The sequence below is a fragment of the Winogradskyella sp. MIT101101 genome, from assembly GCF_047126865.1.
Taxonomy (GTDB): domain Bacteria; phylum Bacteroidota; class Bacteroidia; order Flavobacteriales; family Flavobacteriaceae; genus Winogradskyella; species Winogradskyella ouciana.
The window spans coordinates 571820-598480 of the sequence record NZ_CP138982.1 but is presented as its reverse complement, the minus strand read 5'-3'; the positions used below and the strand labels follow the sequence as shown (position 1 = coordinate 598480).

Here is a 26661-nt window from a genome sequence, read left to right as displayed (position 1 = left end):
GTAGACCTTTGATTGAGATGGCCGTTTGCGGACTTACTTAATAGTAAAATAAAAGCTATGATTAAGTTTTTTAGAACTATTAGAAAAGAACTACTTACCAAGAACAAAATAGGGAAGTACTTACTCTATGCCTTAGGTGAAATCATACTTGTAATTGTTGGTATTCTCATTGCCTTAAATCTTAACCAACGTAGCGAACAAAAAAAAGCAGAAGCTAAAATCGATGCCATTTTTGAAGACGTACTTAAAGATTTAGAAACAGATATAAGTAGAAGCACAGCGTATATTGACATCTATCAAAGAAAGGACTCTTTACTAAGCTTAGTGCTAAACACAGACTTAACTTATAAAGACTATGCTAAAGAAGATAGTGATCCTATATGGCGAGCAGCCTTAACAATGGGTTTTTACACCCCATCCGATAATGCTCATAAAGTTTTAATGAGTAACATTGATGCCATTCCAGAAAAATATAGTCAATCCGTTTCTTTTTTGAATGAGTTGCATGGTACCAGAAGGCAATCAGTAGAACGTTTTAATAAACGACTGAACGACCATGTTATTGAATCTAATGATATTCTTGCAGAAAAGCCTTGGTATACCGAACCAGATCATAAAAAAAGTACAGAGGCCATAATGTATAGACTTAATGATTATCGCTATAAAAATAGAGTTAAAAAATATCATGGTATAGTTATTAGAAATCATAGAAGAACAATTTTGTTTTATAGAGCACATGCAGTTAGGTGTTATGAGGAAATAGCATCTGTCTTAAACAAAATGACAGACTCACTTGATTTTATTACTGATGAGGAAGTGCTAAACCATTATGTTGGTAGCTATGTTAGAAGCACAAACCATGAATCTAAAGCAGAGATAACAATCAACAATGATGGCTTTTTAATAGTAAATAGAGAACATCCATTGCAAGAAGATGGATTAATTCATATTAGTTCTGAAAGTAAGTTTTCAAGTGCTAATCCTATTGGTGGTGTGTTTACCTTTAATAAAAGTAATTCAGGAGATAATATCACCATGACTATTCACGAAGGTCATATTCCGGTTACCTATACCAAACTAAATCCTTAGAGTTATGATAAAATTCTTTAGGAAAATCCGTCAAAACTTACTGAACAAAAATAAAATTGGCAAGTATTTACTATATGCTATTGGAGAGGTTTTATTAGTTGTTATTGGCATTTTAATAGCACTCCAATTAAACAACCAAAACGAATTAAGAAAGCAAAGAATTGTTGAAATCGATATTTTAGAAGGTATTAGAAAAGACATTTTAAGGGACACCATCGATTTAAATACCAATATTCGTGGAACTAGAAATGGGATAGAAACAGTTAGTTTTTTAATCGACCATATATTAAACAAAAAAGAATTAAATAAAAATTTTATAGCCGAACTACATTACATCACAGTTAGTAAATCGTTCATTATTTTACATGATTCTCATTTTCAAGAAGCTAAACAAAAAGGCCTATCCATTATCTCTAATGAGACCTTAAGAGATGACATTAATAATCTATATGAGTTTGATTATGAGTTCCTATCCTTATTAGTAAACAATACTGAAAATATTGATTATAGCAACATTTTAAGTCGTGAAATTGGACCCTATTTTGGATATGATGGAACAGATTTGACAATGACTAGCTTATCTTATAAAAAGTTTTTAGAGCATAGTGATAACATACTTTATCATATTAATAGTAGTAGAGGAGGTAAATATCAACTTTTATATATACATAGGAAAACATTAGAAGCTGCTTTAAAAGTTGCTGATAATATTAAAATTGAAATTGATGCACTAAAAACAAATTAATAAACGCACCTAACTAATGCTAAAATTCTTCCGAAAAATCCGTCAAAACTTACTCAACACAAACAAAGTTGGGAAGTACTTGCTCTACGCTGTTGGTGAAATCATTTTGGTTGTGATAGGTATATTAATAGCGCTTTCCATTAACAATAAGAATGAAGAACGTAAAGCTGCAGATTATACAAATCTATTATTTAGAAATACACTTAAGGAACTTAAATTTAATATAGAAAAGGCAAATGCTAAGGTCGCCTATTTTAGATTTCAGAACTATTGCTACTATAGAATAATTAATAAAAAAGCGACTAAAGATAATTACAAACTTGATGGTTATGCATATTTATTATTTAGTGGCAATGCAGTAGAACTTTCTGATGATACATTTCAAAAATTATTGAATTCCGACGAAAAATTAACCCAAGAGCAAGATGACTTGCTCTCTAAATTAAAGCTCGTCTACAGTAATTTTAAAGGAGAGGTAGACTTTTTGGATACTGAGATTTATGAATTCATCTTTGATTTGCATAAAAAATACAAAAACGAACAGCCATGGTACCCTAACTTTATTAGTTACCAGTCAATAAGTGACGATATGGTTGACTATTTCCTCACTGATCCTGAATATATAAATGATGCTACATACTTTTATACAATTGGTTCTGCTCAGCAAAATAATGGTGTAAAAAAATTCAGAGAAAGCGCCATAATAACCTACGCTCAATTAAGTCATCATTTAAACATACCTCCTGATACAGCGATAGTAAAAGATTTGACTGGCTATAGACATTATTTGGGAACATATACTAGTGATAATTCTACGTTGCACATTAAAGAGGAGGGTAATCATTTCATACAAACTGTAATTGACAATAACGATTCTACTAAGATTGAAAAACTTCCACTATATCTTGATTCTAAAACCCTTTTTACGAATAAGCAATACTATGGCAATTTAACCTATGATGATGATAACAAAGTCAAAGGAATGAATTTCTATAGAGGTGGTCGAAAGATAACTTGGAAAAAAAATTAAATAAAGTCTTATGATAAAATTCTTTAGACGAATTAGATACAAGCTCATGGAACAAAACAAAACATCCAAATACTTTAAATACGCCATAGGCGAAATTGTACTTGTAGTGATTGGGATTTTAATAGCACTTTCTATTAATAATTGGAACGAGAAGCAGAAAGAAAAGAATCAAATTAGAAATATATATGCACGTATTGTTAAAGACTTTGAAAATTCTTCTAAAGAAATTGAACGCGACGTTGCAGTCATGGAAGCCAGGTTTTTTTTAATGGATCGGATTATTAGAGAAGAGGTTAATCGAGACTCCCTATTAACAAACACTGATTATTTTCAAAAATATTTTTTTTCAACAACTGGTTTCCCAGACATTAAGATTATTGACACAGGAGTACGTGTGCTCGAATCTAAAATAGAGCTTAATTACGAGCTTAATAATGAGTTATCTGAAGCCTTGTCATTGTTATATAGTCAACTTCTATTTGAAATCGAAATAGATGAGAAATTTCTAACTAATAAGTTTAGTGAATTAACGAGTCATATCCAATATAAAGGAATACGAGTAGATTATAGGATAAACAATAATAGATCCACCTTTGTAGATATGATTTTTGAAGATGACTTATTTAAAAGTCATTTTTTTGCATATTCTAGATCGCACAGAGCCTATAGTAGATTGTTGAATAAATTTAAAACTCGAGGCACCATTTTAATGGATAAAATTAAAACAGAATACCATATAGAATAGCCAATATGCTGGCATAATTAAAGCAATGGATAATGATAAAGTTTTTTCGCCAAATTAGATACAATCTCATGGCACAAAGTAAAACATCAAAGTACTTTAAATACGCTGTAGGAGAAATTGTACTTGTGGTGATTGGTATTTTAATTGCGCTCTCAATTAATAATTGGAACGAGGATAGAAAAGCTGCCGAAAAATCCAAAACCTTATTGCAACAGATTCATAAAGAACTAGCTTTTAATATAGGAAAGGCAAATAATGTCATTGAGCAATATAGAAGTAAAGACAAACTAGTTTTTGATGTAGTTAATAGAAATGTTAATTATGAATACTACACAAATAAAAGCATGTCTGCATTTATTATATTGAGTCAAGAGGCTGTTGAAATAGCAGATGATGCCTTTAAAAATTTAATGGATAAACAAGATGATTTCACCAAAGAGCAAGATTCAATTATTTCTAAACTAAAAGAAATTTACGGTACCAACAAAAAACGAGTTGATCTTACGGATGACATTACAACAAATTTAGTTTTAGAGTATTTTAAGAACTATAAGAACGAAAAAAAATGGTATTACAATATGATTATGAACAATCAATTAAATGATGAAGCCATAAACTATTTACTCACAGATTCTACATATTTAAACCTGGTAGCAAATTTTCAAATTATAAATCTAAATAATTACAAAAGATATACTAATATATTTAGACGAAACGCCTTAGATACTTATGAAGAATTATCAAATTATCTCAAAATAGTAAAGGATACCACTATAATAAAAAACTCGAAAGCTTACGACCATTACTTAGGCACGTATACTAATGGTATTCGTACGCATGAGATTATAAGAGCGAATAACAAATTGCTAAGCATAAGTTATAGTAATAGTAACCCCGAAAATCAATTTGTGTTTAATTTTTATCCAGATTCAAAACACACATTTATGATGAGGACTCATCTTTTTGGTGAATTATCATATAACTCAAAAAACGAAGTTATTGGGTTTATTGTATCTAATGGTAGCCAAAGACGGGAATTTAAAAAAATCAAATAAGAGTTATGATAAAATTCTTCCGAAAAATAAGATACAACCTTATGGCGCAAAACAAAACAGGCAAATACTTAAAATATGCCATTGGTGAAATTGTTTTAGTAATGATTGGGATTCTGCTAGCATTACAAGTAAATACATGGAATGAAAACAAAAAATCGAAAATCAAATTCAATAAGTTATTAATAAATGTTTTTAATGACCTTGAAGTTGATCTTAAAGTAGCTCAGGGAGTTATTGACTTTTATAATAAAAAGGACACTCTTGGTTCTAATATTATAAATGGTAAATATTCGGTGTCAGATTATAAAAATAATGTAATTCCAGATATTTTATTTTTCGGTCATACAGGATTCTACGTCACAGATATGGGATACAACGCATTAATGGAAAACACTGATAATATACCTAGTGAATATGAACAACTTATAGCTGATTTAAATCGACAATATATCATAACTGCGGAGAGGATAGAAGCTAATTTGAAAGTATTTTCAAATATTGTTGAAAGTACAAGAACACGTTACGCACTCAATTTTCCTTGGTATAGTCAAATAGATTCTGTTAGCAATGAAAAAAGACGGCAATATTCAGTAAATAATCCAATTTACAAAAACGAAGTGCGGTTGTACAAAAGGTATGGGATTGAAAACTTTTCACGTTCTGTTAAACACTTTTATCAACAGGGTTTACCCTTATTCCTTACATTAAAAAAGGTAATAAATGACACGAGCCCATTACCTAGTTTTTTTCCGAAAAATGCCGATGGTTTTGATAGTGTTAAATCCGATTATTTAGGCAACTATTTATTTTCTAATGGCAATGAACTTATTGTAAAGGAAATCAATGGCTTTTTGTTTATATATATTAATGATAGCCCTTCAGCTATACTATCTTTCGTTTCAAAAGATATATTAAAAAACCATAATAATGGGCGGGTTTTAACTTTTAAAAGAGATAAATCAAACAAAGTTATAGGTTGGACTAATGGAACTGATAACATAACTAAAGTAATTGCTAATGATTAAATTCTTTAGGAGAATTAGATATAACCTTATGAATCAGGGAAAAACCACCAAGTACTTTAAATATGCTATTGGCGAAATCATTTTAGTGGTTATCGGTATTTTAATTGCCTTACAGATCAATACCCAGAATGAATATAGAAAAGATAGGGTCTATGAAATCCAGGCGCTTACAGAAATATATACTTCATTAAAACGAGATGCTCAAAATAATGACAACATAATGACCAACGTAAAAAGAAGAGATAACGCCATCAACTATATACTCTCTTTTTTAAACAGCGGAAAGATTGAAACGGACTCAGTTTTTATGTATAACTTAAATCAATCCTGTTTGGATAATAAAATAAATTATGACAAAGGAGCCTATGAGACTTTAAAATCAAAAGGTCTAGAATACATTAAGAATGATTCTTTACGAAGTTTAATTGTTAGAACCTATGAGCTTTCTTTCCCAAGAACCGAATTCTTTGGAGATGAAAAGAGAAGTGATTTAGTATTTGAAAAGAAAGGTATGTTATTGGAAAAACTATTGGATTTAGACATTGTAGCCCAAGATAAAACCTTTTTTATATCAGAATCAGTAACCTTAAATACAACTGAAAAGAGAACCGCCCTAAAACGTTTGATGTATCAGCAAATCCAATTATCAAGACGTTATAAAGAACTACTTAACAGACAATTAATTTATATTAATAGACTACTAACACCATTAGGCAAAGAGCTTCAAAAATCAGAAACTTAAAGGATTTCAATAATTTCATAATAGTTCAATATAATTAGAAGTCAATGATATTTAATTAATTATTAAACATTAAGAAAAACCAACCTCTAATGATAAAGTTCTTCCGAAATATTCGACAAAAATTACTGACTGAAAATAAAATCAGCAAGTATCTGCTTTATGCCATTGGTGAAATTGTTCTGGTAGTTATTGGAATATTGATAGCCTTAAGTATTAATAATTGGAATGAAACTGAAAAACAAAATGTCAAGAACAGAAATCTGATTGTTAGGTTGAAAAATCAAATTTCTCAAAATATTGACATTACCAAAGGGGAAGTAGAAAGTTCAAAATTGCAAACTAAAAGAATGGGCGCTCTAATCTCAATGCTTGGAGAAACGCTAGGAGATTCGAATAAAATTAAAGCAGACAGTTTGATTTTTTATTCAACAAAAGATTATTATATAATTCTTGATATGAATACAATTAACGAGGCGCTAGATAATGGAGAAATTTCTTTAATAGAAAATGACTCATTGAAATTGATGATTTATAAATTATTATCTTTTGTCGATTTGATTAAAGAACGTGAATCAATAGCTAATGAAGATAACAACAATTTTTTGGTGCCTTATATTTACAAAAATGTTAATAAAAGAAGCAATAAATCTAATCTTTTAGAAAATTACAGAAAACAAATAGGGCATTCTAAATTAGAAGAAAATAACTATCGCGATATAGCTATGGATTTAGAATTTGAAAATCTAATCGATTCAAGATTATTATATGCGATTGAATTATCATTATTATATCAAGAGTTGAATAGAATTTTAGAGAAAACAAAAGAAATACTAGATAAAGAGAAATAACGAAAGCATTGATAAGTCTTTGCAGCTATAGGAAAACTTAAAAAACTCAAAACATTATTATTATGAAAGTTTTTACAAAATGTCTCATAGGGTTTTTAATCCTCGCTGTTCTTGGATGTGACAAGGAAATAGAAGAAGGCGTAAAACAAAGTGACCTAACTAAAGATGTTGAGATGATAACCGACTTTGGTACAATTATTTTGCGTTTATCTGATGAAACACCAAAGCATCGCAATAACTTTATCAAGTTAGTGAATCAAAAATTTTATGATGGTATTGCTTTTCATCGGGTAATAAATGATTATGTCATTCAGGCTGGGAACCCAACGAGTAAAATGTCACAAACCTATAATCCTAAAGGTGATCCAGAATTATCATATACAATTGAAGCTGAGTTCAACAACAACCTTTTTCATAAGCGTGGTGCTTTGGGCGCGGCGAGAAATCGAGATATTATGAATCCAACTCGTTTATCCAGTGGTTTCCAGTTTTACATCATCCAAACAGGAAAACAAACGGATAGCACTATAGATAATCACACAGAAAAGATTAATTTTTTAACGGCTAAGAACAGTGTTTTTAATCAACCAGAATTTAAGCAAGAATTTTCTAAATATCAAAAACTAATCGCATTACCAGACGAGGAAGCAAGCGAAGATGATATTACCGAACTTCTTGTGCTACAAAAAAAAGTAGATTCTTTAACTACTGTAGAACTTGAGAAAATGCAAAAATACAGCGTACAAGAAGCTCATAGAGACGTTTATAAAACCATTGGAGGTGTACCACGTTTAGATCAAAACTACACCGTTTTTGGTGAAGTTGTCCATGGGATGAATGTTGTTGATAGCATTGCACAGGTTGAAACCAATAAACAGAAGTATCCCATAAATGATATTCGTATAATTTCAGCTAGGATGATTAAAAGAAAATTGTATGACTAAAACACGTTCTTCAGCTTTGTGTTTTGTTTATAGTGTAACTTGTCAACGTAACTAGTTTGTAACAAAACACCAACTTCCACGACACATAAGTAAAACAAGTTCAAAAGTTTAAAAAAAGAGAAATCATGATACAGTTTAAAGGAGCGCTCGTTTTAGGAGCACTAATCGGAGCAGCAGCAGGTGTACTTTTAGCACCAGAAAAAGGAAGTGTTACCAGAGACAAACTCAAAAAAGAAGGTAAGGAGATTAAAGACCAGTTGGTCGACGATTTTACAGAAGTTAAAGACGATCTGTCCAAAGCTGCTAAGTCTGGTAAGGATAAATTTAAGGAAGACCTAAAGGATTTTGCCTCTAAAGCAAGTTATAAAACCGAAGAAGCCATTACCTTTTTAGAAAAGCAATTGGCCATTCTTAAGGAAAAGAATAAAAACCTTCAGCAAACAAGCTAACACTATGTCACTACCTGCTTGTCTGCAGACAGGCGAGCGAGGACAATTGTTTCTACATACATGAATTCTTAAGAACTGTAAATTTTAGATAAACTCATATCAGTTCTAAAATCACGTATTTAGGTTAAAATTATAGTGTTATAAAACCTAACTTTATAACTTGAAAGCTAACACTATAATTTTACGTATCCATTGAAAATTAAACGCATTATCATCGTAACGCTTCTTATCATTGTTACGGTTTTTATATTTCTATTATATTGGTCGGTTGGTAGTACGGACAAGATATACACTAAGGCCATTATCCAAAACATTGAGGATTTAGAAACCACCAACTTTAGGGATTACGACTCCGTGGAATTGGTGCCAAGCGATTTGTATAAAGCCGATGATATTAAAAGATTATTTCAAGGAGAACAATACAGAGCGGCTTGGTCGGCCAAAGTAAAAGTGCCCATTGTGTTTTTAGATACCCTAAAAGGTGGCATGACCATCTTAAAAGAAGGTGGAGGCAAACAGACGCATTCCCTAAAACTAAAAGGTGCTGATAGTGCCACCTACACCTTACGTAGCGTTAATAAGGATGCAGAAAAATTAATCCCAGAATTTTTAAAAACATTAAACTTAGAAAATATTGTTGTAGATGGTATCTCTGCACAACATCCTTTTGCAGCAATCTTAGTAGCAGAGTTGGCTGAAAAAGCCAATGTGTTGCATACAAGTCCGCAAATGGTTTTTGTTCCAAAACAACCCAAATTAAAACAATTTAATGAGGATTATGGCAATCGTCTGTATTTATTGGAATATGAAACCGAAAGTGACATCAATTATACTAAGTACAATGATATTGTTGAGATTGTAGAGACTGATGATTTACAGGAAATGAAATTAGAACTCAAGGACAGCCTCCTTGTAGATATTCCAGCATTGGTAAGAAGCCGATTGTTTGACATGTTAATTGGCGATTGGGACAGACACACCAAACAATGGGGTTGGGCAGTTCAAAAAAAGGATTCCATCTATAAAGCGATACCGATTGCTGGTGATAGGGACAATGCCTTTTTTCATTTAGAAGGTATTATTCCATTGATATTATCACGAAAAGAAGTGGTAACAGAACTGCGTCCTTTTGATGAGGATATCGATTATATGGAAGGGTATGTATATCCGTTTGATCGTTATTTTCTGCTGAATACTCCAAAAGATTTCTTTATACAAGAAGCTAATGCATTACAAGAATTGCTTACTGATGCTGCCTTAGAGGAGTCTCTAAACGTTTGGCCTCAACATATCAGGGATTTGGATGCTGATGACATATTGGAAAAAATAAAGAGTCGCAGAAATGATCTAAAGGCATATGCAATTAAATTTCATAACATTATACAAGACCAAGGCAAGGTAACAGAACCTTTAAATGGATCTGATGATATTAGCTTACCCAAAGATTTATTGAGCTGCTTTGAATGTTACCAATAATTTAGATTAGGAGCTGTAGGTTTTCTTTAATGGTGTTCCATTCTTCTTTTAAAATGCCATAACAGCAAGTACTACGCCTAAAACCATCATTCATCACAGTATCCTTTCTTAAGATGCCTTCAAGTGTTGCACCCAATTTTTCCACAGCTATACGCGACTTTTTGTTGCGCTCATCAATCCTGAATTCCACTTTTTCGAATTCCAAAGTTTCAAAAGCATATTCTAGCATTAAAAGCTTCATATTAATATTAAGTCCTGTACCTTGAAAACGGTGTCCTATCCATGTCCAACCGATATGCAACACTTTGTTCTTCCAGTTGATGAGTCCAAAACGCGTAGAACCAGCATAAGCTTGCTTTTCTTTATCATAAACTAGAAACGGAATTGTGGTTTTATGATAATAGCCATCCACAGCCACTTGTACATAGTCCCTCAGTTTTTCTGGTGAAGAAATATCTGATGGAGAATAGAAAATGAGATCTTTTTCTTGGGCAATGGATTCTAAATGTTTGTAGTTGCTCAGGTCTAAGAGACTAAGTTTTACTCTACTGTTTTCTAGGGTTGGTATGTTCATAAATCAAAACTAAAATATTCTTATTGACTTGAAATTCCGACAACGTCGGAAGCAACGATTTTCAGAAATAATGAGCCCAAAAGACTATTAAAACTATATTCAAGGATTGAAAGGTAAAATATAAATTGAAAATAAACTCATGATATATTGGCGAATGGTGCTTTGCAATTTCCTAACAGATCGTTTTGATTTTTTGATTTTGCTGCGCAATATACTTTCATTTAAAACAGTGTATTAAACTCAGTAGTGTATCAAGACAAAATGAATGAAAGAAAAAGTTCTTAAATACAATACACTTCGACTGTTCTTACGCTAAAGCTTTAGAGAAACGCGTGTGCTCAGTGCGACATTCAAAAGCAACAGAAATTAATCAATACTTTAATTATACTTTTATCGTCATTGAAAGCGCAGCGCGGCAATCTGTTTAATGGTTGGTTTTTATTATGATGAGATTACCACGTCACTGCGTTCCTCGTAATGACAAACCTATTAATGACTTGCAACTCAAACCAAATTATTAATATACTCCACATTAACCACATGTTTCCCTTCAAAAGGAAGAATCGTAACACGATTTCCAAAAAGGTTAATAGCTCTAGCAGATTCTTCTTCAATACGTGCTATATCCAAATACTCATCATTAGTACCATAAATTAATTTTACTGTCATTCCTGCGAAGGCAGGAATCTCATCCAAGTACGCAAAATCTTCCGCTGTTAACTCTTTAGGAATACCACCAGAATGCAACACCAGTTGATGACATTGCAACTGTCGTCTAGCCATATAACGCATAGCAACGCTTACACCTTGAGAATAGCCAAAAACAATAAAGTTGATATCTTCAGGGATTTCCTCAGCTTCAAAAATGGCATCAAAATAATTCATAATGCTTTTGGTTCCGGCTTTGGTGTTGTCTCGCGTTAACCAATTAGCTCCAACATGCATTTTCGGCTGAATATAGTATTTGCTTGGAGCTTGCGGAGCGATGATGTAATTTTCTTCAGTATTTAATTCTTTAAAATATTTGAGAAAATAGCGACTTAAATAACCCATGCCATGACATACAAACCACACGTTTTTAGTATGTTCTGTAAGTTGGTTTAAAGTAGAGTAGGAGTTGCTGGTTTGGTAGGTGATTTCTTTTTCTTCGGAATTCATTATTCTTGGTAGTTTCAGTATTTTTGTAAACGACTTTAAAAATACTGCTTTCTATGCAAATATCTAAAGAAGACTTCTTGGCAAAAGTTAATGCTGCGAGTAAAAACACATTAATGGAAACCCTTGAAATTGAAATAGTGGATTATGGAGATGATTTCCTGGTGGCGAGAATGCCTGTAACACCAAAAGTGCACCAACCCGATGGTGTTTTGCATGGTGGCGCAACAGCAGCATTAGCCGAAAGTGTCGGTAGTTTTGCTTCCCATATTTTTACAGATAGAGAAAAATACTTTATCAGAGGGTTAGAAATTACGGCCAATCATCTTAAAAGCATTAGTGAAGGCTATGTCTTTGCCAGAGCGACTTTTTTACATAAGGGACGTACAACGCAACTTTTGGATATTAGAGTCACCGATGAAGCCGATAACTTAATATCCATTTGTCGTTTGTCAACCATTTCACTGCCAAAAAAGAAATAGTTGATGACGGTAGATTCATTTTTTGAAACTCTAGAAAATCAGTATAAAAATCAGTTACCATTTGCGGTTTATAGCAGACCAATCAATTCAGTTATAAAATGTTGGTTGCAACATGATGATAAGCTGCACAAGACGTCAAATTTTACAGAAAGTGGTTTTGTCTTTGCACCATTTGATTTAAATAATGACAGTATTCTTCTACCTCAGGAACATTGCCAACATTACACGCTAGAAGCTTCTCATCTCGACTTAGAAACAGAAATCAACATCACTTCTATTGATGCTCAAAGTAAAGACAAACACTTAGCATTAGTTTTAAAAGGTATAGAGACTATTAAAAAAGGTGATTTAGAAAAGGTGGTTTTATCTAGAAGAGTAAAAAAAGCCACGCAAACCAATAATCCTTTAGCCATTTTTAAACGACTGTTCAATACCTATAAAAATGCAATGGTCTATTGCTGGTATCATCCTAAAGTTGGTTTATGGCTTGGTGCCACGCCAGAATTATTGTTTAAGGTAGAAGGTAAGCAATTAACAACCATAGCATTGGCTGGTACGCAAGCAACGCAAACTGGAAAAGAAGTTTCTTGGAATGCTAAGGAAATAGAAGAACAGCAAATTGTAGTAGATTATATTAAGAAACAAATAGAACCATACTCTAGTAAAGTTAATGTAACAGAGGCGGAAACGGTTAAAGCAGGAAGTTTACTTCATCTAAAATCAAGAGTTACAAGTCGTATTAATGACACAACAGATTTAAAATCCATCATAGAAGCTTTGCACCCAACACCTGCTGTTTGTGGTTATCCAAAGGAAGCATCAAAAGAATTTATTCTTCATCATGAACATTATAATCGCGAATATTATACAGGATTTTTGGGTGAGCTGAATTTGAAACTTTCCAAAACCAGAAATACCAATAGACGGAATGTTGAGAATAATGCCTATTCGGTAGTTAAAACACAATCTAACTTCTATGTAAATTTACGTTGCATGCAGATAAAGCATGGTGATGCCTTAATTTATGTAGGCGGTGGAATTACCAAGGATTCCGATTCTGAAAATGAATGGGAAGAAACGGTAAACAAGACCAAAACGATCAATAAAGTACTGGAATAAAGCCATTGATATTTCTTACCTTTGCAATTAGATGAAGCATTCTAAAATTCCCTTGTCCCAGACGGTAGTCACCTTATGCAAAACGCATAATATAAAACACATTGTTATATCTCCAGGAAGTAGAAATGCACCTTTAACCATTGGGTTTACTCACGATGATTTTTTTGAATGCTATAGCTTAGTTGATGAGCGATGTGCCGCTTTTTTCGCATTGGGAATTGCTCAACAACTGCAAGAACCTGTTGCTGTGGTTTGCACTTCGGGAAGTGCTTTACTGAATTATTATCCTGCAGTTTCAGAAGCATATTACAGTCGTATACCGTTGGTGGTACTTTCTGCTGATAGACCAAAACACCTCATTGGTATTGGTGATGGGCAAACCATAAAGCAGAAAAATGTTTATGGTGAGCATAGTTTATACAATGCAAACCTAAAATTAGACTTACTAGAAAACAAGCGTAGAAATAAAGATGATGAGTTGCCGATTCTTAAAAGTATAGAAAACAAACTCGAGTACTTTTTAGGTCTACAGAAAGATATACAGACCTATAACGAATCCGAAATCCATGATGCTTTAACTGTAGCGAAATTGGAATCTGCTCCTGTACATATAAACATACCTTTTGACGAACCATTGTATGATACTGTTGAGGAGTTAACAATTAAGCCAAAGCCTTTTAATTTAAAAAGCAGAATAGAGAAGATTGATGATTTTGAAATTGATAGTTTATTGGATCTATGGCACAGTGCTAAACGTAAAATGATTTTGGTAGGTGTGCTTCAACCCAATTCTATTGAAGAACAATGGATTCAGCAGATAGCGGATGATGACAGCATTTTGGTTTTTACAGAAACGACTTCTAATCTAAGTCATCCAGATTTTTTCCCAAGTATAGATAAAATCATTGCACCATTAGAGGCCGAAGAATTTAAAGCATTACAACCAGATATTCTTTTAACTTTTGGAGGTTTGGTCGTTTCAAAAAAGATTAAGGCATTCTTGAGACAGTATAAGCCAGAACATCACTGGCATGTGGATATGTTAAGGGCTAATGATACTTTTTTTAGCTTGAGTAAACATGTTCAGTTGACTCCAAATACTTTTTTAGAAACATTTTTGTCTAAAGTAACACACCATACAAAAAGCACCTATAAATCGTCTTGGTTATCTGTACGAGAGAAGCGACGAAAACGCCATCAATCTTATTTAAAAACCATTTCCTTTTCAGACTTCAAGGCTTTTGATTCGATATTAAAAAGTATTCCTAAAGATAGTCAGTTACAGGTTGGTAATAGTTCAGCCATTCGATATACCCAGTTATTTCAATTACGAAAAGACATTAGTGTTTTCTGTAATAGAGGTACTAGTGGTATTGATGGTAGTACAAGTACAGCCATTGGGTCAGCAGTTGTGAGTAACCAACGTGTCACTTTTATAACGGGCGATTTGAGCTTCTTTTATGATAGTAATGCCTTGTGGAACAATTACACACCTAACAGTTTTAGAATTATAGTTATAAATAACGGAGGTGGTGGCATCTTTAGAATCTTACCAGGTCATAAAAACACGGAAAATTTTGATACTTATTTTGAAACCAAACATCCGTTAACAGCAAAGCAACTTTGTGAAATGTATGGTTTTGAATATCATAATGTGTCAAATGAAGCGGCATTAAATGAAAGCTTAGATTCTTTTTATTCAGTATCTAGTCAACCTAAATTGTTAGAAGTTTTTACTCCTTCAACTGTTAATGATGAAATTCTTCTAGATTACTTTAAATTTATTAAGTAAACTTAAAGTTAAATCTGCCTAAGATGTGACTTGTCTGTTTTTAATGTGTCTAAAAAATACTTACCTTTAGTGAGACAATTTATTTAAACTAAAACAATTATTACAATGAGTAAAAGAGACGAGTTAATTGCAAAATATGCAGCAGATTTAAAGGAAAAATGTGGTGTAAATCCAGATATGGATTTATTGACCAAAGTAACTGTAGGTTTAGGTCCTTCAATTTATAATGCTGATTCATCTACAGTATCAGGTTCTGATGAGAGTGAGTTGGCAACGGTTAAGAATAACTATTTAATTAAAAAATTAGGCTTAAAGGATAGCGCTGATTTAGATAAAGCTATTGCGTCTGTCATGGATACTTACGGTCAATCTAACAGAAACAAATATAGAGCTGTAGTATATTACTTATTATGCAAGCATTTTAATAAAGCGTCTGTTTACTAATAGATAAATTTTTAAATATAAGAGAAGCGTTATAATTTTAATTATAGCGCTTTTTCTTTGTACTAATATCAATACCTTTGCATCATGATACATTTAGGCGAATACAATACATTAGAAATACTTAGGGATACAGAACCGGGTTTGTTTTTGGGTGATGGTGAGGATGGTGAGGTACTCTTGCCTAATCGTTATGTGCCAGAAGAATTTGAAATAGGCGATAAGATTGAGGTATTTGTGTATTTGGATAATGAAGAGCGACCAGTAGCTACAACCGACACGCCTTATATAAAAAAAGGTGATTTTGCTTTATTGCGCTGTAACCAGGTAACTAATTTCGGAGCTTTTTTAGATTGGGGTTTGGTAAAGGAATTGTTCTGCCCATTTAAGGAGCAAGCCTTTAAAATGAAAGCAGGTGGCTGGTATTTGGTACATTGTTATTTAGATGAAGAAACGGAGCGTTTGGTAGCTTCGAGTAAAACCAATCATTTTTTAGACAACAAGGAATTAACGGTCTCCCAATTTGATGAGGTGGATTTAATAGTATCGCATCCTTCAGAAATAGGAATGAATGTCATCGTAAACAAAAAACATCTTGGCCTAGTATTCAACGACGATATTTATAAAGACATTAGTGTTGGTGATCGACTAAAAGGTATAGTGAAGAAAGTACGCCACGATAATAAGCTGGATATTTCCTTAAGCCAAATAGGCTATAGAAATATAGAGCCAAATGCAGAACATATATTAAATGAGTTGCAAGACAACAGTGGCTTTTTGCCATTACACGATAAATCGAGTCCAGAAGACATAAAGGAGCACTTACAAATGAGTAAAAAGAGCTTTAAAAAAGCCATAGGGTCGTTATACAAAGAGCGTCAGATTACTATTGAAGCAGATGGAATACGACTGGTTGATTAAACTAAGCACTTTTTCTTATAACTCTTTTGTGAATGGTGTCTAGACCTTCGTATAAGTTATTAAAGCAAATGTCTTTCCATTCACAAAAACTACTTTCAATTTCAGCATTCATTCTTGTGGCACTATTATAGCTAACGATACCATACGCAGTTAAGTTTGGTAGAGTAGCTCTAGCATCTTTTATATCTAGTAAAGAAATAGAATAAGAGTTGACTCTATTTGCTATAATTCCGAAGGGCTTAGAATACCCAAAATGATTCAGAACATCATCAAGTGTTTGTCTCACTGATTTTAGATCTATGTGCGTCCCTTCATTAAATTCTACAACAGCCAAATGGTCAAAAAAGTGCACAGTACCTACGTCTGATTGTGTTTGTTTAACAATTTGAGATGCAACGTTAGAGTTTGCAATTGTCATAACTATATGTCTTTAATTAACAACTAAATTTTCAGCACTTTAAATAAGCGCCTATTATGTGACACATTAACTTTAAAAAGGTCACTTAAAATATTGAAAATTGTAACACTATAAGAATTGTACTACACAATAATTTTAGTTGTTAAGACAGGATTTCCTCAACCCATGCAATAGCATCATTAATATTCTTGAACGCTTGTCGGTTTGAGGTGAAAAAATGATTTTCAATTTCAAATACTCTTTCAGTTAAAGTATTGTAAGTAACAATAGCATACGCTTTTAAGTTAGGAAAGGCTTTGTTGAAAATTGTAACATCATGTAGGTTTATGGAATAGGAATTATTTCTGTTGGCAATATAGCCAAACGGCTTATCCATAAAGTGATTCCTTATTTCGAGGCCAGCTTCATAGAAGTTAGCATAATTAAGATCTACACCTTCGTTGAAGTTAGTGATAACATAATTATCAAAGAGGTATAAATCACCTATTTCAGATTTGTAAACACGATATTTTTTGCTCTTCAGGTTAAGTTCATTAATCATTATTGATTAAGGTTAGGGTTAATAATAAGGGTATGTAAATATATTATTGCACCTTAAAAAATCAAATAAAAATTACCTTTAATTCATTATTATTAATTCCTTATTTTTGTTGTCAAAATATTGAAAAATATGAGTCATATAGATTGGAAAGTTGCCAAGTCTTATGAAGATATAACATATCATAAAAGTAATGGAGTAGCCAGAATTGCTTTTAATCGCCCAGACGTACGAAATGCCTTTCGCCCAAAGACAACTTCAGAACTTTACGACGCATTTTATGATGCCAATGAAGATGTAAATATTGGAGTCGTTTTGTTAAGTGCAGAAGGACCGTCATCAAAAGACGGCATCTGGAGTTTCTGCTCTGGTGGTGACCAAAAGGCAAGAGGGCACCAAGGTTATGTCGGTGAGGATGGTTACCATCGTTTAAATATATTAGAAGTTCAACGTCTTATCCGTTTTATGCCAAAGGCAGTTATAGCTGTTGTACCAGGTTGGGCCGTTGGTGGAGGTCACAGTTTACATGTGGTATGCGATCTAACCCTTGCCAGTAAAGAACACGCTATTTTTAAACAAACTGATGCAGACGTCACCAGTTTTGATGGTGGCTATGGTTCGGCATACTTAGCCAAAATGGTAGGTCAGAAAAAGGCACGTGAAATATTTTTCCTCGGAAGAAATTATTCAGCCCAAGAAGCTTATGAAATGGGAATGGTCAATGCGGTTATTCCACATGCTGATTTGGAAACGACTGCTTATGAATGGGCACAAGAAATATTAGCTAAATCGCCAACTTCAATTAAGATGTTAAAGTTTGCTATGAACCTTACGGACGACGGCATGGTTGGGCAACAGGTGTTTGCTGGTGAAGCTACAAGGTTAGCCTATATGACAGATGAGGCAAAAGAAGGAAGAGATGCCTTTTTAGAGAAAAGGAAACCCAACTTCGATAAGAAATGGATTCCATAATCTAACACATTTTGAATGAAAGAAATTAAACCATGGCTTTCTGCCATGCGACTAAGAACCTTACCGCTTTCTGTTTCAGGAATTATTGTAGGCACTTGTTTTGCTTGTTACAATGGTCGTTTTAACTGGTGGGTTTTAGTATTGGCTATTTTAACAACCATAAGCCTACAAATACTTTCTAATTTAGCCAATGACTACGGAGATAGTGTTAACGGAGCGGATAATGATGATCGTGTTGGGCCACGTCGCGCTGTACAAAGTGGTAAAATCACTCCAAATGAAATGCTCGATGCCATTAAGTTTAATATTGTAGTGGTCATTATTTTAACGCTGTCCCTAATTTTAGCTGCTTTTGGCCCCACTAATTTTTTGTTTTTATTATTATTTGTGTTTTTGGGTGGTATTTCAGTATATGCCGCATTAAATTACACCATGGGAGATTCACCTTATGGTTACAGGGCATTGGGGGATATTTTTGTATTTGTTTTCTTTGGACTTGTGAGTACTATGGGCAGTTACTTACTTTACATGCAAACCATAGACCATGTGGTTATACTACCTGCAATTGCCTTGGGTCTGTTGAGTGTTGGTGTTTTAAACCTCAATAATATGCGAGATCTTAATGCAGATGCCAATGTTGGTAAAATTACCTTAGCTGTTAAGTTGGGTATTCACCGTGCCAAGCAATACCATTTTCTTCTCATTATAGGTGCTATGGTGATTACGGTAATATTCTCAATTCTATATTACGTAGCGCCATACAATTTTTTGTATCTACTCGCTTTTATACCATTGATCTTTCACATTAAAAAGATAAAAGCCGCTAAGCAACCTAATGACTTTGACAGTCAATTAAAGGTCTTGGCATTATCCACATTTCTCTTTTCACTCTTGTTAGGTATTGGCTATATTTTGTATTAAATTTAAGGACGTATTATCCTTTAAAATTTAAAACAGATGAAAATTACATTTTACGGTCACGCCAGTTTGGGCATACAGATAAAAGATATTCATATTCTTGTTGATCCGTTTATTTCAGGCAACGAGAAAGCTTCAGAGATTGATATAGAAAGTCTTAAAGCAGATTATATTCTGGTGACACATGCGCATCAAGATCATATTTTAGATGTTGAAGCCATTGCCAAACGTACAGGAGCTGTTATTGTTTCTAATTACGAAATCGTAACGCATTATCAAAACCTAGATTTAGAAGGGCATCCTATGAACCATGGTGGCTCTTGGGATTTTGAATTCGGAAATGTAAAATACGTTAATGCCATACATACGTCGTCGTTTCCAGATGGTAGTTATGGCGGACAACCAGGTGGTTTTATTATAGAAGGAGAACATAAAAACATTTATATTGCTGGTGATACAGCTTTAACTATGGATATGAAGCTCATCCCAATGCAGACCAAACTCGATTTAGCCATTTTACCGATTGGAGATAATTTTACCATGGGAGTAGAGGACGCCATCATAGCCAGTGATTTTGTACAATGCGATAAAATTTTAGGCTACCATTTTGATACCTTTGGCTATATTGAAATAGACCACGAAGACGCCAAACGTAAATTCTTTGATAAGGATAAAGATTTAATGTTATTGGATATTGGTGAGAGTGTTGAGCTTTGATTTTTTTACATCTGATAGATATAAGGCACTTTTGCTGAGCACTTCGATAAACTCAGCATGATACTTGTAAGCATTAAGCGACTTCATACCTCTAAAGTTATATGCAAGCTAAAGAGACTGTCACACTTCACTTAAAAATTCGTCTTTACTCTAAATTCAATAAATGAAAAAAATACTTTATTTAATTACGCTTATAACAATTGGCTGTTCTTCACCAAAAGAAAATTCACAATATCAAAAGTTAACTGACTACCAAGGACATTATGAATATGTGGGAGAAACAACCTTAGACCTTGTAGCATCAGAATTTGACACTACGCTTTATGCTATATTGGACAATTCTAAATATCCGTTGAAGCATGTTGAAAAAGACAGTTTTGTTAACATAAGAAATAAACCAGTTGTTTTTGAAAGAGATGAAAAAGGTAAGGTTTTAGGTTATAAATCGGATGGTCAATATTTCAAGCTATTGAATAAGGAATTTAAAAAAGTTGAAATGTTCCCGCGAAGAGCACTATTCAATAATGCTGAGGACTATTCTTATAACAAACCTGAACAAAAAAATGATGGTTTGACCTCAGGAGATTTATTTAGGGAATTTGCGAATCCTGAACCAATAATAAATATGGTAAAGGAAACCATTAAGGGAAATTTTCCTGAAGTACACAGCATTCTAATTTTTAAAAATGACAAATTAGTACTTGAAGAATACTTTTATGGATATGATGCTAATACACCACATCAATTAAGATCCGCTAACAAACCCTTATTAGGTGGAATTCTTGGAATAGCAATTGACAAAGGGTTTATAAAAAGCGAAAAAGAAAAACTCTTACCATTTTTTGACACAAAGTATCAAAACATTCAAAATATTGACGACAGAAAAAAGGAAATCACCATAGAGGATTTCTTGACTTATCGCCACGGAATGGACTGTGAAAATAATAATCCGGATAGTAAAGGAAACGAAATGCGAATGATGCAAAGTGAAGATTGGGTAAAATATACGCTTGATTTACCTATGGTAGCAGAACCAGGAGAATACTCGTCATATTGTACAGGCTGTGCACTTACTCTAGGCAGTTTGGTTGAAATTGTAACAAATGAAAAAATAGAAGACTTCGCCAGAAGACATTTCTATGAGCCAATGGAAATCACCAATTATAAATGGATTTTTGAACCAAATCCAACCAGTAGAAATACATTCTGCCAAATGTATATTACACCGAGGGATTTAGTGCGATTGGCAAAAATGTACAAAGATGGTGGTACGTGGAATGGACATCAAGTAATTTCACAGGAGTGGATAGATAAAACCTTTGATATGGAAGAAGGCGATTATGGCTATTTGTGGGAGCATAAATATTTTATGATTGACGGTAAGCAATATAATTCTTATTTGGCTTCTGGAAATGGTGGACAGAAAATAAATATATGGCCAGAGCTTGATATGATTACAGTATTTACAGGGGGAAATTACAACTCATATGAACTTTATGGAAAAAGCACACCACCGAATGAAATGATTCCTAATTATATATTAAAAGCTGTAAAATAAAACTAGCACGTAAATAATTTTAAGTAGTTGGTTTCCTTCGGACAGGCTTATAGGTTTTGCTAATCAACTATTTAAAACTATTTTTTTTAACTGAGGACTGCACACTGCCAACTGACTTCATCCACTCATTCCGCAAATCATCAGAAACCTTCCCAGTACCATCATGTTTCCAACCTGGTGGCTTAATTAAGTATTGAAATCTGTTTTTTACAGATTTTCTACCTGTAAATGCATCCTTAAACAAATACCACCATTCAATAAATGCAATTCTAATTGGGTTATAGGTTTTTATATTCTTTACCAAGCCGTAGGTTACTTTTTCGTCTTCCAGCTCTGGTTGAAAAGTCCCAAAGAATTTATCCCAAATGATTAGAATACCTGCATGATTTCTATCTAAATAAATTGGGTTACTACCATGATGTACACGATGGTGCGATGGTGTATTAAAAATAGCTTCAAACCATCTCGGCATTTTATTGATGGCTTCGGTGTGGATCCAAAATTGATACAACAAACTAATGGACATTTGCAACAATATCATTGCAGGATGAAAGCCCAACAATGGCAACCATAACCAAAAAATAAAGGTATAAAAACCACCAGACCACGTTTGTCGTAATGCTGTACTTAGATTGTAGTGCTGCGAGGAATGATGCACAACATGCGATGCCCAAAACAAGCGACACTCATGCGAAATACGATGAAACCAATAATACGAGAAATCATCAGCAAAAAACAATAAGGCAAAAGACCACCAAGCTACAGGGATATCAAACAGTCTAAAATTGTCATAAATAAAAAAGAAAACCAATAAGACCAGAGCTTTACTGGCAAAACCAAGCATCACATTACCCAATCCCATAGCAATGGATGAAAACGCATCCTTAGTCTCGTAAGATTTAATATGCTGCTTAGCAGTAACATACAATTCTAGCAGCATGGCCAAAATAAAAAACGGAATGGCGTACAGGATTATGTTCGGAAAATCTGGCATTGATTTTTCTTTAAAAATAGAAAATTTTTAAAACAATCGCTCGTCTAAAAAAAGGGAGTTGCGTATTTTTAACCTTTGATTTTTTGAAATTATTATTTATGAAATTTAAACTATTAATTTTAGTATTCTTTTTAGCCTTAAACAGTACCTTTTCACAAGTTGACGAATCGCAAACCGGAGCATGGTACATGTACTTTTTCAGTCATCAGTTTAAAGATAGTCAATGGGGATTTCAAGGGGATTTTCAATATAGAGATTGGCAAGGTCTCGGTGATATGGAGCAGTTGCTGTTACGTTCTGGGATTACCTTTTCTCCTAAAGATGCTGGAGTAAAATTCACGTTGGGTTATGGTAACGTCACCACAGGTCAATTCGGAGAAAGCGATGAAACCTCTGGAGAGAGCAGAATCTACCAAGAAGCATTGATTCCTCAAAAGTTGGGCAATAGATTTTACTTAACGCATCGTTTTAGATACGAACAGCGATTTGTTGAAAATCAGGATTTTAGAACACGTTATCGTTATAACTTGTTTTTGAATGTGCCTTTAAATTCCAAGGAATTGAGTCCGAAAGCCGTTTATTTGGCATTATATAACGAACTGTTTATCAATGGTCAAATGGATATTGGAGACGGAAGGGAAGTGCAGCTATTTGATAGAAACAGAACCTATTTAGGTGTTGGCTATGTATTGAATCCAAAAATTCGTTTTCAGTTCGGTTGGATGAACCAAAAGACCAATGCTTGGGGAAAAGGGCAATTGCAATTTAGCATGCACCACAATATTTAAAATGATTAAAGCCACCTATCATAAATATATTCTAAACTTTAAAAGGCCAAGTGGCACCTCAAGAGGTGTTATGACTACAAAGGAAACTTGGTTTATTATTCTGGAGGAAAACGGAAAAAGAGGTATAGGTGAGTGCGGTATTTTAAGAGGCTTAAGTATTGACGACAGACCAGACTACCAAGAGCGACTAAAATGGGTTTGTGAAAACATCAATTTAGGTAAAGAAAACTTGGTCAGTGAGCTTGTTGAATTTCCAAGTATTCAATTTGGTTTAGAAACCGCTTTTAAATCTTTGGAAAGCGCAGATGAATTCACCTTATTTCCATCAGCTTTTACGAAAGAGTTTGATAGTATTCCCATTAATGGTTTAGTATGGATGGGCGACGAGAGTTTTATGCGCCAACAAATCAAGGACAAAATTGCATCTGGTTTTGATTGCATTAAACTGAAGATTGGTGCTATTGATTTTCAAACGGAATTAGATATCCTTAAATCCATTAGAAAAGAATTTTCGGTTTCTGATATCGAATTGCGAGTTGATGCCAATGGTGCTTTTTCAAAAGATGAGGCTTTAGAGAAACTGAAGCGTCTTTCTGAATATGTAATTCATTCAATAGAGCAACCCATAAAACCCAAGCAATTTGAAGCCATGGCAAAACTTTGTGAAGTCACGCCTTTACCTATCGCTTTGGACGAAGAGTTGATTGGTGTGTTCGCTAAAGAAGACAAAAATGATTTGCTTCAAACCATAAAACCGCAATATATCATCTTAAAACCGAGTTTGATTGGTGGTTTTGTCGGAAGCCAGCAATGGATTGACTTAGCTGAACAACTAAATATTAAATGGTGGATAACAAGCGCTCTTGAAAGTAATGTAGGGTTGAATGCCATTTCCCAATGGACCTATACGCTTAAAAATAGTTTGCCACAAGGTTTAGGCACTGGAAGTTTATTTACCAACAACTTTGATTCGCCATTAACCGTAAAAAATGGTACTTTGCAATACGATAATCAACAACCTTGGAATTTTAATTTATAGCTATGAATTATATACAACAAGCCTACAAAGGCCAGCTTTATTTATGGATGTTCTTTCTAACAACGGTTATTGTTGGAGGTGTTTTCTTTGTTAACTTCATCATCTACTTAACATATGATCAGGCAGATCTAGAGGCGGCTTACGATCTTTTTGCGAACATCCCTTCAAGCTTAAATTTGGCCATAAACTTAGCACCATTTGCTATATTATTAGGGCTATTGTTTCTATTAGTGAAATTTGTGCATCAACGTAGTATATTATCACTAACCACAGCAAGAAATAAAGTAGATTTCGGCAGGGTTTTCTTTTCGTTTATGATGATAGCTGTATTTACTTTAGTAAGTTTTTTCGTAGCCTATTCAATAGATTCCTCAGAAATTGTTTTTCAGTTTGATGCCAGCAAGTTTGCCATACTATTTTTGGTAAGTATTATTTTATTCCCTTTTCAAATCGGTTTAGAAGAGTACTTGTTTAGAGGCTACCTAATGCAACATCTTGGTGTGTTGGCTAGGAACAAATGGTTTCCATTGATATTTACCTCAATACTATTTGGTATTGCACATAGTGCCAACCCAGAAGTTGGAGCTATAGGATTCTGGAAAATGATGATTTTCTACATTGGTACAGGATTGTTACTGGGTATAATGACCTTGATGGATGATGGATTGGAACTCGCATTAGGATTTCATTTAGGTAACAATTTATTGGCATCGCTATTGGTAACTGCAGACTGGACAGCATTACAAACGGATGCCATTTTTAGAAGCACCGCAGAACCATCAATGAGTATTATTGGTGAAATATTAGTTCCTGTTTTGGTAGTATATCCAATAATGTTGTTGATTCTATCTAAACGCTACGGATGGAACAATTGGAAAGAGCGTTTATTCGGAAAAGTAGTTCCTCCACAAAAAGAAGATTATAAAATTATTAAATAATGACACCTACTTTCAATAAAGTTCATAACCGATTTAAGTTTAATGGAATTCATTTTAATCATGGAGATTTAAATGAAGTTGCCTATAGCGTTATAAAAGAAGGAGACCCTTACGAAAAAGAAATAGGTAATTTTTTAATCGATTGGTTAAACAATGATGATTACTTGGTCGTTAAGACTTCGGGTTCCACCGGCCAACCTAAAAAGATAAAACTACAGAAACAGGCTATGGTAAACTCTGCCATTGCTACTGGTGATTTTTTTGGATTGCAACCTGGCGATAAAGCATTGCATTGTTTGCCTAGCCATTATATAGCTGGTAAAATGATGTTAGTGAGAGCTATGGTATTGGGATTGGAAATAGACTTTGTAGAGCCAAGTTCAAAACCGATATTTAATTACGAAAAGCACTATGACTTTAGTGCTATGGTGCCGCTTCAGTTAAAGCATACTATAGATTATGTCAACAATATAAAAACCATAATTGTAGGTGGTTCTATGGTAACCAAGCCATTGCTGAAAAAAGTTAAAGAAGCACCTTCAAAGTTTTTCGAAACTTATGGTATGACTGAAACCGTGACGCATGTGGCTGTTAGACAACTGCAATCAAAAGCAGGTGACGGAGAACCATATTTTAAGGCGTTGCCTAATGTTGAATTTACCACAGATGATAGAAGCTGTTTGATTGTTCATGCACCTAACCTGGTTAAAGAGCCACTGGTGACCAATGATATTGTGGACTTACAATCTAAAACCAGTTTTAAATTACTGGGACGTTACGATAATGTTATTAATTCGGGCGGAGTAAAACTGTTTCCTGAGCAAATAGAGGAAAAATTGCAACCTATAATCAATGAGCGTTATATTATCGCTGGAGAAGATGACACTGATCTAGGTGAAAAGTTGGTTCTCATTGTTGAAAATTCAAAAGAATCCACAGACCATATTCTTAAGAATATTAAGGAATTAAAAACATTGGATAAGTTTGAAATCCCAAAGAAAATCTATGTCATTGATAAATTTTCTGAAACCACAACAGGAAAAATACAGCGTAAAAAAACCATAAAAGCGGTTTTGAGTAGTTAACTCATTCATACGCATACTTCACTCATTTCCAGTTTTATTTTCTAGGTAAGGTGCATAGTTTTAT

General features: G+C 33.5%; 29 protein-coding genes. 24 read left to right on the top strand and 5 right to left on the bottom strand.

Annotation, left to right across the window (positions count from 1 at the left end; genetic code table 11):
- The first annotated feature begins 57 nt into the window (after positions 1-57).
- From SIB89_RS02750 to SIB89_RS02700, 11 genes are all read left to right on the top strand, one after another.
- Positions 58-1089, top strand: coding sequence for a hypothetical protein (locus tag SIB89_RS02750; protein WP_412561066.1), 1032 nt, complete (start codon positions 58-60; stop codon positions 1087-1089).
- Between the two features lie 4 nt (positions 1090-1093).
- Entirely contained in the window at positions 1094-1834 is a 741-nt protein-coding gene (locus SIB89_RS02745) for a DUF6090 family protein (RefSeq protein ID WP_412561065.1), read from the top strand.
- Between the two features lie 16 nt (positions 1835-1850).
- Positions 1851-2864 carry a DUF6090 family protein gene (locus SIB89_RS02740; RefSeq protein ID WP_412561064.1) on the top strand — a complete coding sequence of 338 codons (1014 nt, stop codon included), beginning with the start codon at positions 1851-1853 and terminating at the stop codon, positions 2862-2864.
- Positions 2865-2874: 10 nt separating this feature from the next.
- Complete coding sequence (locus tag SIB89_RS02735; RefSeq protein ID WP_412561063.1) at positions 2875-3609, top strand: DUF6090 family protein; 735 nt, start codon at positions 2875-2877, stop codon at positions 3607-3609.
- 32 nt (positions 3610-3641) lie between these two features.
- The gene (locus tag SIB89_RS02730) at positions 3642-4664 is read left to right on the top strand and encodes a DUF6090 family protein (RefSeq protein WP_412561062.1); all 1023 of its coding nucleotides are present in this window, start codon (positions 3642-3644) and stop codon (positions 4662-4664) included.
- 5 nt (positions 4665-4669) lie between these two features.
- The gene (locus SIB89_RS02725; protein WP_412561061.1) at positions 4670-5689 is read left to right on the top strand and encodes a DUF6090 family protein; all 1020 of its coding nucleotides are present in this window, start codon (positions 4670-4672) and stop codon (positions 5687-5689) included.
- Positions 5682-6431, top strand: coding sequence for a DUF6090 family protein (locus tag SIB89_RS02720; protein WP_412561060.1), 750 nt, complete (start codon positions 5682-5684; stop codon positions 6429-6431). The genes SIB89_RS02725 and SIB89_RS02720 overlap by 8 nt, the downstream gene beginning before the upstream one ends.
- A gap of 89 nt (positions 6432-6520) precedes the next feature.
- Entirely contained in the window at positions 6521-7279 is a 759-nt protein-coding gene (locus SIB89_RS02715) for a DUF6090 family protein (protein ID WP_412561059.1), read from the top strand.
- A 62-nt stretch (positions 7280-7341) separates the two neighbouring features.
- Positions 7342-8223, top strand: coding sequence for a peptidylprolyl isomerase (locus SIB89_RS02710; protein ID WP_412561058.1), 882 nt, complete (start codon positions 7342-7344; stop codon positions 8221-8223).
- Between the two features lie 125 nt (positions 8224-8348).
- Entirely contained in the window at positions 8349-8672 is a 324-nt protein-coding gene (locus SIB89_RS02705) for a YtxH domain-containing protein (protein ID WP_273292105.1), read from the top strand.
- 192 nt (positions 8673-8864) lie between these two features.
- On the top strand, positions 8865-10148 hold the full coding sequence (locus tag SIB89_RS02700; RefSeq protein WP_412561057.1) for a hypothetical protein: 1284 nt from the start codon (positions 8865-8867) through the stop codon (positions 10146-10148).
- 1 nt (position 10149) lies between these two features.
- Here the strand turns inward: SIB89_RS02700 and SIB89_RS02695 are convergent, their stop codons facing one another.
- Both SIB89_RS02695 and SIB89_RS02690 read right to left on the bottom strand, forming a co-directional pair.
- A complete protein-coding gene (locus tag SIB89_RS02695) occupies positions 10150-10722 on the bottom strand; it encodes a GNAT family N-acetyltransferase (protein WP_412561056.1) in 573 nt (190 codons plus the stop codon).
- A 504-nt stretch (positions 10723-11226) separates the two neighbouring features.
- Entirely contained in the window at positions 11227-11880 is a 654-nt protein-coding gene (locus tag SIB89_RS02690; protein ID WP_412561055.1) for an alpha/beta hydrolase, read from the bottom strand.
- A gap of 53 nt (positions 11881-11933) precedes the next feature.
- Between SIB89_RS02690 and SIB89_RS02685 the strand changes: the two genes are divergently transcribed.
- The 5 genes from SIB89_RS02685 to SIB89_RS02665 all read left to right on the top strand — a co-directional run bounded on the left by SIB89_RS02685 (position 11934) and on the right by SIB89_RS02665 (position 16632).
- Positions 11934-12359 (top strand): PaaI family thioesterase, encoded by a 426-nt coding sequence (locus SIB89_RS02685; protein ID WP_412561054.1) that lies wholly within the window; start codon positions 11934-11936, stop codon positions 12357-12359.
- Between the two features lie 3 nt (positions 12360-12362).
- A complete protein-coding gene (locus SIB89_RS02680; protein WP_412561053.1) occupies positions 12363-13478 on the top strand; it encodes a chorismate-binding protein in 1116 nt (371 codons plus the stop codon).
- Between the two features lie 31 nt (positions 13479-13509).
- The gene (gene menD / locus SIB89_RS02675; RefSeq protein WP_273292118.1) at positions 13510-15270 is read left to right on the top strand and encodes a 2-succinyl-5-enolpyruvyl-6-hydroxy-3-cyclohexene-1-carboxylate synthase; all 1761 of its coding nucleotides are present in this window, start codon (positions 13510-13512) and stop codon (positions 15268-15270) included.
- A gap of 105 nt (positions 15271-15375) precedes the next feature.
- A complete protein-coding gene (locus tag SIB89_RS02670) occupies positions 15376-15714 on the top strand; it encodes a DUF2853 family protein (RefSeq protein ID WP_155087313.1) in 339 nt (112 codons plus the stop codon).
- Between the two features lie 84 nt (positions 15715-15798).
- Positions 15799-16632: a S1 RNA-binding domain-containing protein gene (locus SIB89_RS02665; protein ID WP_412561052.1), complete on the top strand. Its 834-nt coding sequence runs from the start codon at positions 15799-15801 to the stop codon at positions 16630-16632.
- Position 16633: 1 nt separating this feature from the next.
- Here the strand turns inward: SIB89_RS02665 and SIB89_RS02660 are convergent, their stop codons facing one another.
- On the bottom strand, positions 16634-17050 hold the full coding sequence (locus SIB89_RS02660; protein ID WP_273292121.1) for a hypothetical protein: 417 nt from the start codon (positions 17048-17050) through the stop codon (positions 16634-16636).
- A 142-nt stretch (positions 17051-17192) separates the two neighbouring features.
- A complete protein-coding gene (locus tag SIB89_RS02655) occupies positions 17193-17591 on the bottom strand; it encodes a hypothetical protein (RefSeq protein ID WP_412561051.1) in 399 nt (132 codons plus the stop codon).
- 129 nt (positions 17592-17720) lie between these two features.
- On the opposite strand from SIB89_RS02655, the gene SIB89_RS02650 reads away from it, so the two are divergent.
- The 4 genes from SIB89_RS02650 (at position 17721) to SIB89_RS02635 (ending at position 21753) form a co-directional block, all read left to right on the top strand.
- Positions 17721-18560: a 1,4-dihydroxy-2-naphthoyl-CoA synthase gene (locus SIB89_RS02650; RefSeq protein ID WP_155087317.1), complete on the top strand. Its 840-nt coding sequence runs from the start codon at positions 17721-17723 to the stop codon at positions 18558-18560.
- Positions 18561-18575: 15 nt separating this feature from the next.
- Positions 18576-19481, top strand: a complete 906-nt coding sequence (gene menA, locus SIB89_RS02645) for a 1,4-dihydroxy-2-naphthoate octaprenyltransferase (RefSeq protein WP_412561050.1) — start codon at positions 18576-18578, stop codon at positions 19479-19481.
- 36 nt (positions 19482-19517) lie between these two features.
- A complete protein-coding gene (locus SIB89_RS02640) occupies positions 19518-20195 on the top strand; it encodes a metal-dependent hydrolase (RefSeq protein ID WP_412561049.1) in 678 nt (225 codons plus the stop codon).
- A 163-nt stretch (positions 20196-20358) separates the two neighbouring features.
- Positions 20359-21753 (top strand): serine hydrolase domain-containing protein, encoded by a 1395-nt coding sequence (locus SIB89_RS02635; protein ID WP_412561048.1) that lies wholly within the window; start codon positions 20359-20361, stop codon positions 21751-21753.
- A 67-nt stretch (positions 21754-21820) separates the two neighbouring features.
- Here the strand turns inward: SIB89_RS02635 and SIB89_RS02630 are convergent, their stop codons facing one another.
- Positions 21821-22747, bottom strand: a complete 927-nt coding sequence (locus SIB89_RS02630) for a sterol desaturase family protein (protein ID WP_412561047.1) — start codon at positions 22745-22747, stop codon at positions 21821-21823.
- A 98-nt stretch (positions 22748-22845) separates the two neighbouring features.
- Here SIB89_RS02630 and SIB89_RS02625 point away from each other — a divergent pair, with 98 nt between their 5' ends.
- From SIB89_RS02625 to SIB89_RS02610, 4 genes are read left to right on the top strand one after another with little or no spacing between them, the layout of a single operon-like run.
- Entirely contained in the window at positions 22846-23535 is a 690-nt protein-coding gene (locus SIB89_RS02625) for a DUF2490 domain-containing protein (protein WP_155087322.1), read from the top strand.
- 4 nt (positions 23536-23539) lie between these two features.
- The gene (locus SIB89_RS02620; protein ID WP_412561876.1) at positions 23540-24574 is read left to right on the top strand and encodes an o-succinylbenzoate synthase; all 1035 of its coding nucleotides are present in this window, start codon (positions 23540-23542) and stop codon (positions 24572-24574) included.
- A 2-nt stretch (positions 24575-24576) separates the two neighbouring features.
- The gene (locus SIB89_RS02615) at positions 24577-25512 is read left to right on the top strand and encodes a CPBP family intramembrane glutamic endopeptidase (RefSeq protein WP_412561046.1); all 936 of its coding nucleotides are present in this window, start codon (positions 24577-24579) and stop codon (positions 25510-25512) included.
- Positions 25512-26597 carry an AMP-binding protein gene (locus SIB89_RS02610; protein WP_412561045.1) on the top strand — a complete coding sequence of 362 codons (1086 nt, stop codon included), beginning with the start codon at positions 25512-25514 and terminating at the stop codon, positions 26595-26597. The genes SIB89_RS02615 and SIB89_RS02610 overlap by 1 nt, the downstream gene beginning before the upstream one ends.
- Positions 26598-26661: the final 64 nt, after the last annotated feature.

Coding starts and splice junctions, on each gene's coding strand:
- SIB89_RS02750 (WP_412561066.1), top strand. CDS start 58: ATGATTAAGTTTTTTAGAACTATTAGAAAAGAACTACTTACCAAGAAC.
- SIB89_RS02745 (WP_412561065.1), top strand. CDS start 1,094: ATGATAAAATTCTTTAGGAAAATCCGTCAAAACTTACTGAACAAAAAT.
- SIB89_RS02740 (WP_412561064.1), top strand. CDS start 1,851: ATGCTAAAATTCTTCCGAAAAATCCGTCAAAACTTACTCAACACAAAC.
- SIB89_RS02735 (WP_412561063.1), top strand. CDS start 2,875: ATGATAAAATTCTTTAGACGAATTAGATACAAGCTCATGGAACAAAAC.
- SIB89_RS02730 (WP_412561062.1), top strand. CDS start 3,642: ATGATAAAGTTTTTTCGCCAAATTAGATACAATCTCATGGCACAAAGT.
- SIB89_RS02725 (WP_412561061.1), top strand. CDS start 4,670: ATGATAAAATTCTTCCGAAAAATAAGATACAACCTTATGGCGCAAAAC.
- SIB89_RS02720 (WP_412561060.1), top strand. CDS start 5,682: ATGATTAAATTCTTTAGGAGAATTAGATATAACCTTATGAATCAGGGA.
- SIB89_RS02715 (WP_412561059.1), top strand. CDS start 6,521: ATGATAAAGTTCTTCCGAAATATTCGACAAAAATTACTGACTGAAAAT.
- SIB89_RS02710 (WP_412561058.1), top strand. CDS start 7,342: ATGAAAGTTTTTACAAAATGTCTCATAGGGTTTTTAATCCTCGCTGTT.
- SIB89_RS02705 (WP_273292105.1), top strand. CDS start 8,349: ATGATACAGTTTAAAGGAGCGCTCGTTTTAGGAGCACTAATCGGAGCA.
- SIB89_RS02695 (WP_412561056.1), bottom strand. CDS start 10,722: ATGAACATACCAACCCTAGAAAACAGTAGAGTAAAACTTAGTCTCTTA.
- SIB89_RS02690 (WP_412561055.1), bottom strand. CDS start 11,880: ATGAATTCCGAAGAAAAAGAAATCACCTACCAAACCAGCAACTCCTAC.
- SIB89_RS02685 (WP_412561054.1), top strand. CDS start 11,934: ATGCAAATATCTAAAGAAGACTTCTTGGCAAAAGTTAATGCTGCGAGT.
- SIB89_RS02680 (WP_412561053.1), top strand. CDS start 12,363: ATGACGGTAGATTCATTTTTTGAAACTCTAGAAAATCAGTATAAAAAT.
- menD (WP_273292118.1), top strand. CDS start 13,510: ATGAAGCATTCTAAAATTCCCTTGTCCCAGACGGTAGTCACCTTATGC.
- SIB89_RS02670 (WP_155087313.1), top strand. CDS start 15,376: ATGAGTAAAAGAGACGAGTTAATTGCAAAATATGCAGCAGATTTAAAG.
- SIB89_RS02665 (WP_412561052.1), top strand. CDS start 15,799: ATGATACATTTAGGCGAATACAATACATTAGAAATACTTAGGGATACA.
- SIB89_RS02660 (WP_273292121.1), bottom strand. CDS start 17,050: ATGACAATTGCAAACTCTAACGTTGCATCTCAAATTGTTAAACAAACA.
- SIB89_RS02655 (WP_412561051.1), bottom strand. CDS start 17,591: ATGATTAATGAACTTAACCTGAAGAGCAAAAAATATCGTGTTTACAAA.
- SIB89_RS02650 (WP_155087317.1), top strand. CDS start 17,721: ATGAGTCATATAGATTGGAAAGTTGCCAAGTCTTATGAAGATATAACA.
- menA (WP_412561050.1), top strand. CDS start 18,576: ATGAAAGAAATTAAACCATGGCTTTCTGCCATGCGACTAAGAACCTTA.
- SIB89_RS02640 (WP_412561049.1), top strand. CDS start 19,518: ATGAAAATTACATTTTACGGTCACGCCAGTTTGGGCATACAGATAAAA.
- SIB89_RS02635 (WP_412561048.1), top strand. CDS start 20,359: ATGAAAAAAATACTTTATTTAATTACGCTTATAACAATTGGCTGTTCT.
- SIB89_RS02630 (WP_412561047.1), bottom strand. CDS start 22,747: ATGCCAGATTTTCCGAACATAATCCTGTACGCCATTCCGTTTTTTATT.
- SIB89_RS02625 (WP_155087322.1), top strand. CDS start 22,846: ATGAAATTTAAACTATTAATTTTAGTATTCTTTTTAGCCTTAAACAGT.
- SIB89_RS02615 (WP_412561046.1), top strand. CDS start 24,577: ATGAATTATATACAACAAGCCTACAAAGGCCAGCTTTATTTATGGATG.
- SIB89_RS02610 (WP_412561045.1), top strand. CDS start 25,512: ATGACACCTACTTTCAATAAAGTTCATAACCGATTTAAGTTTAATGGA.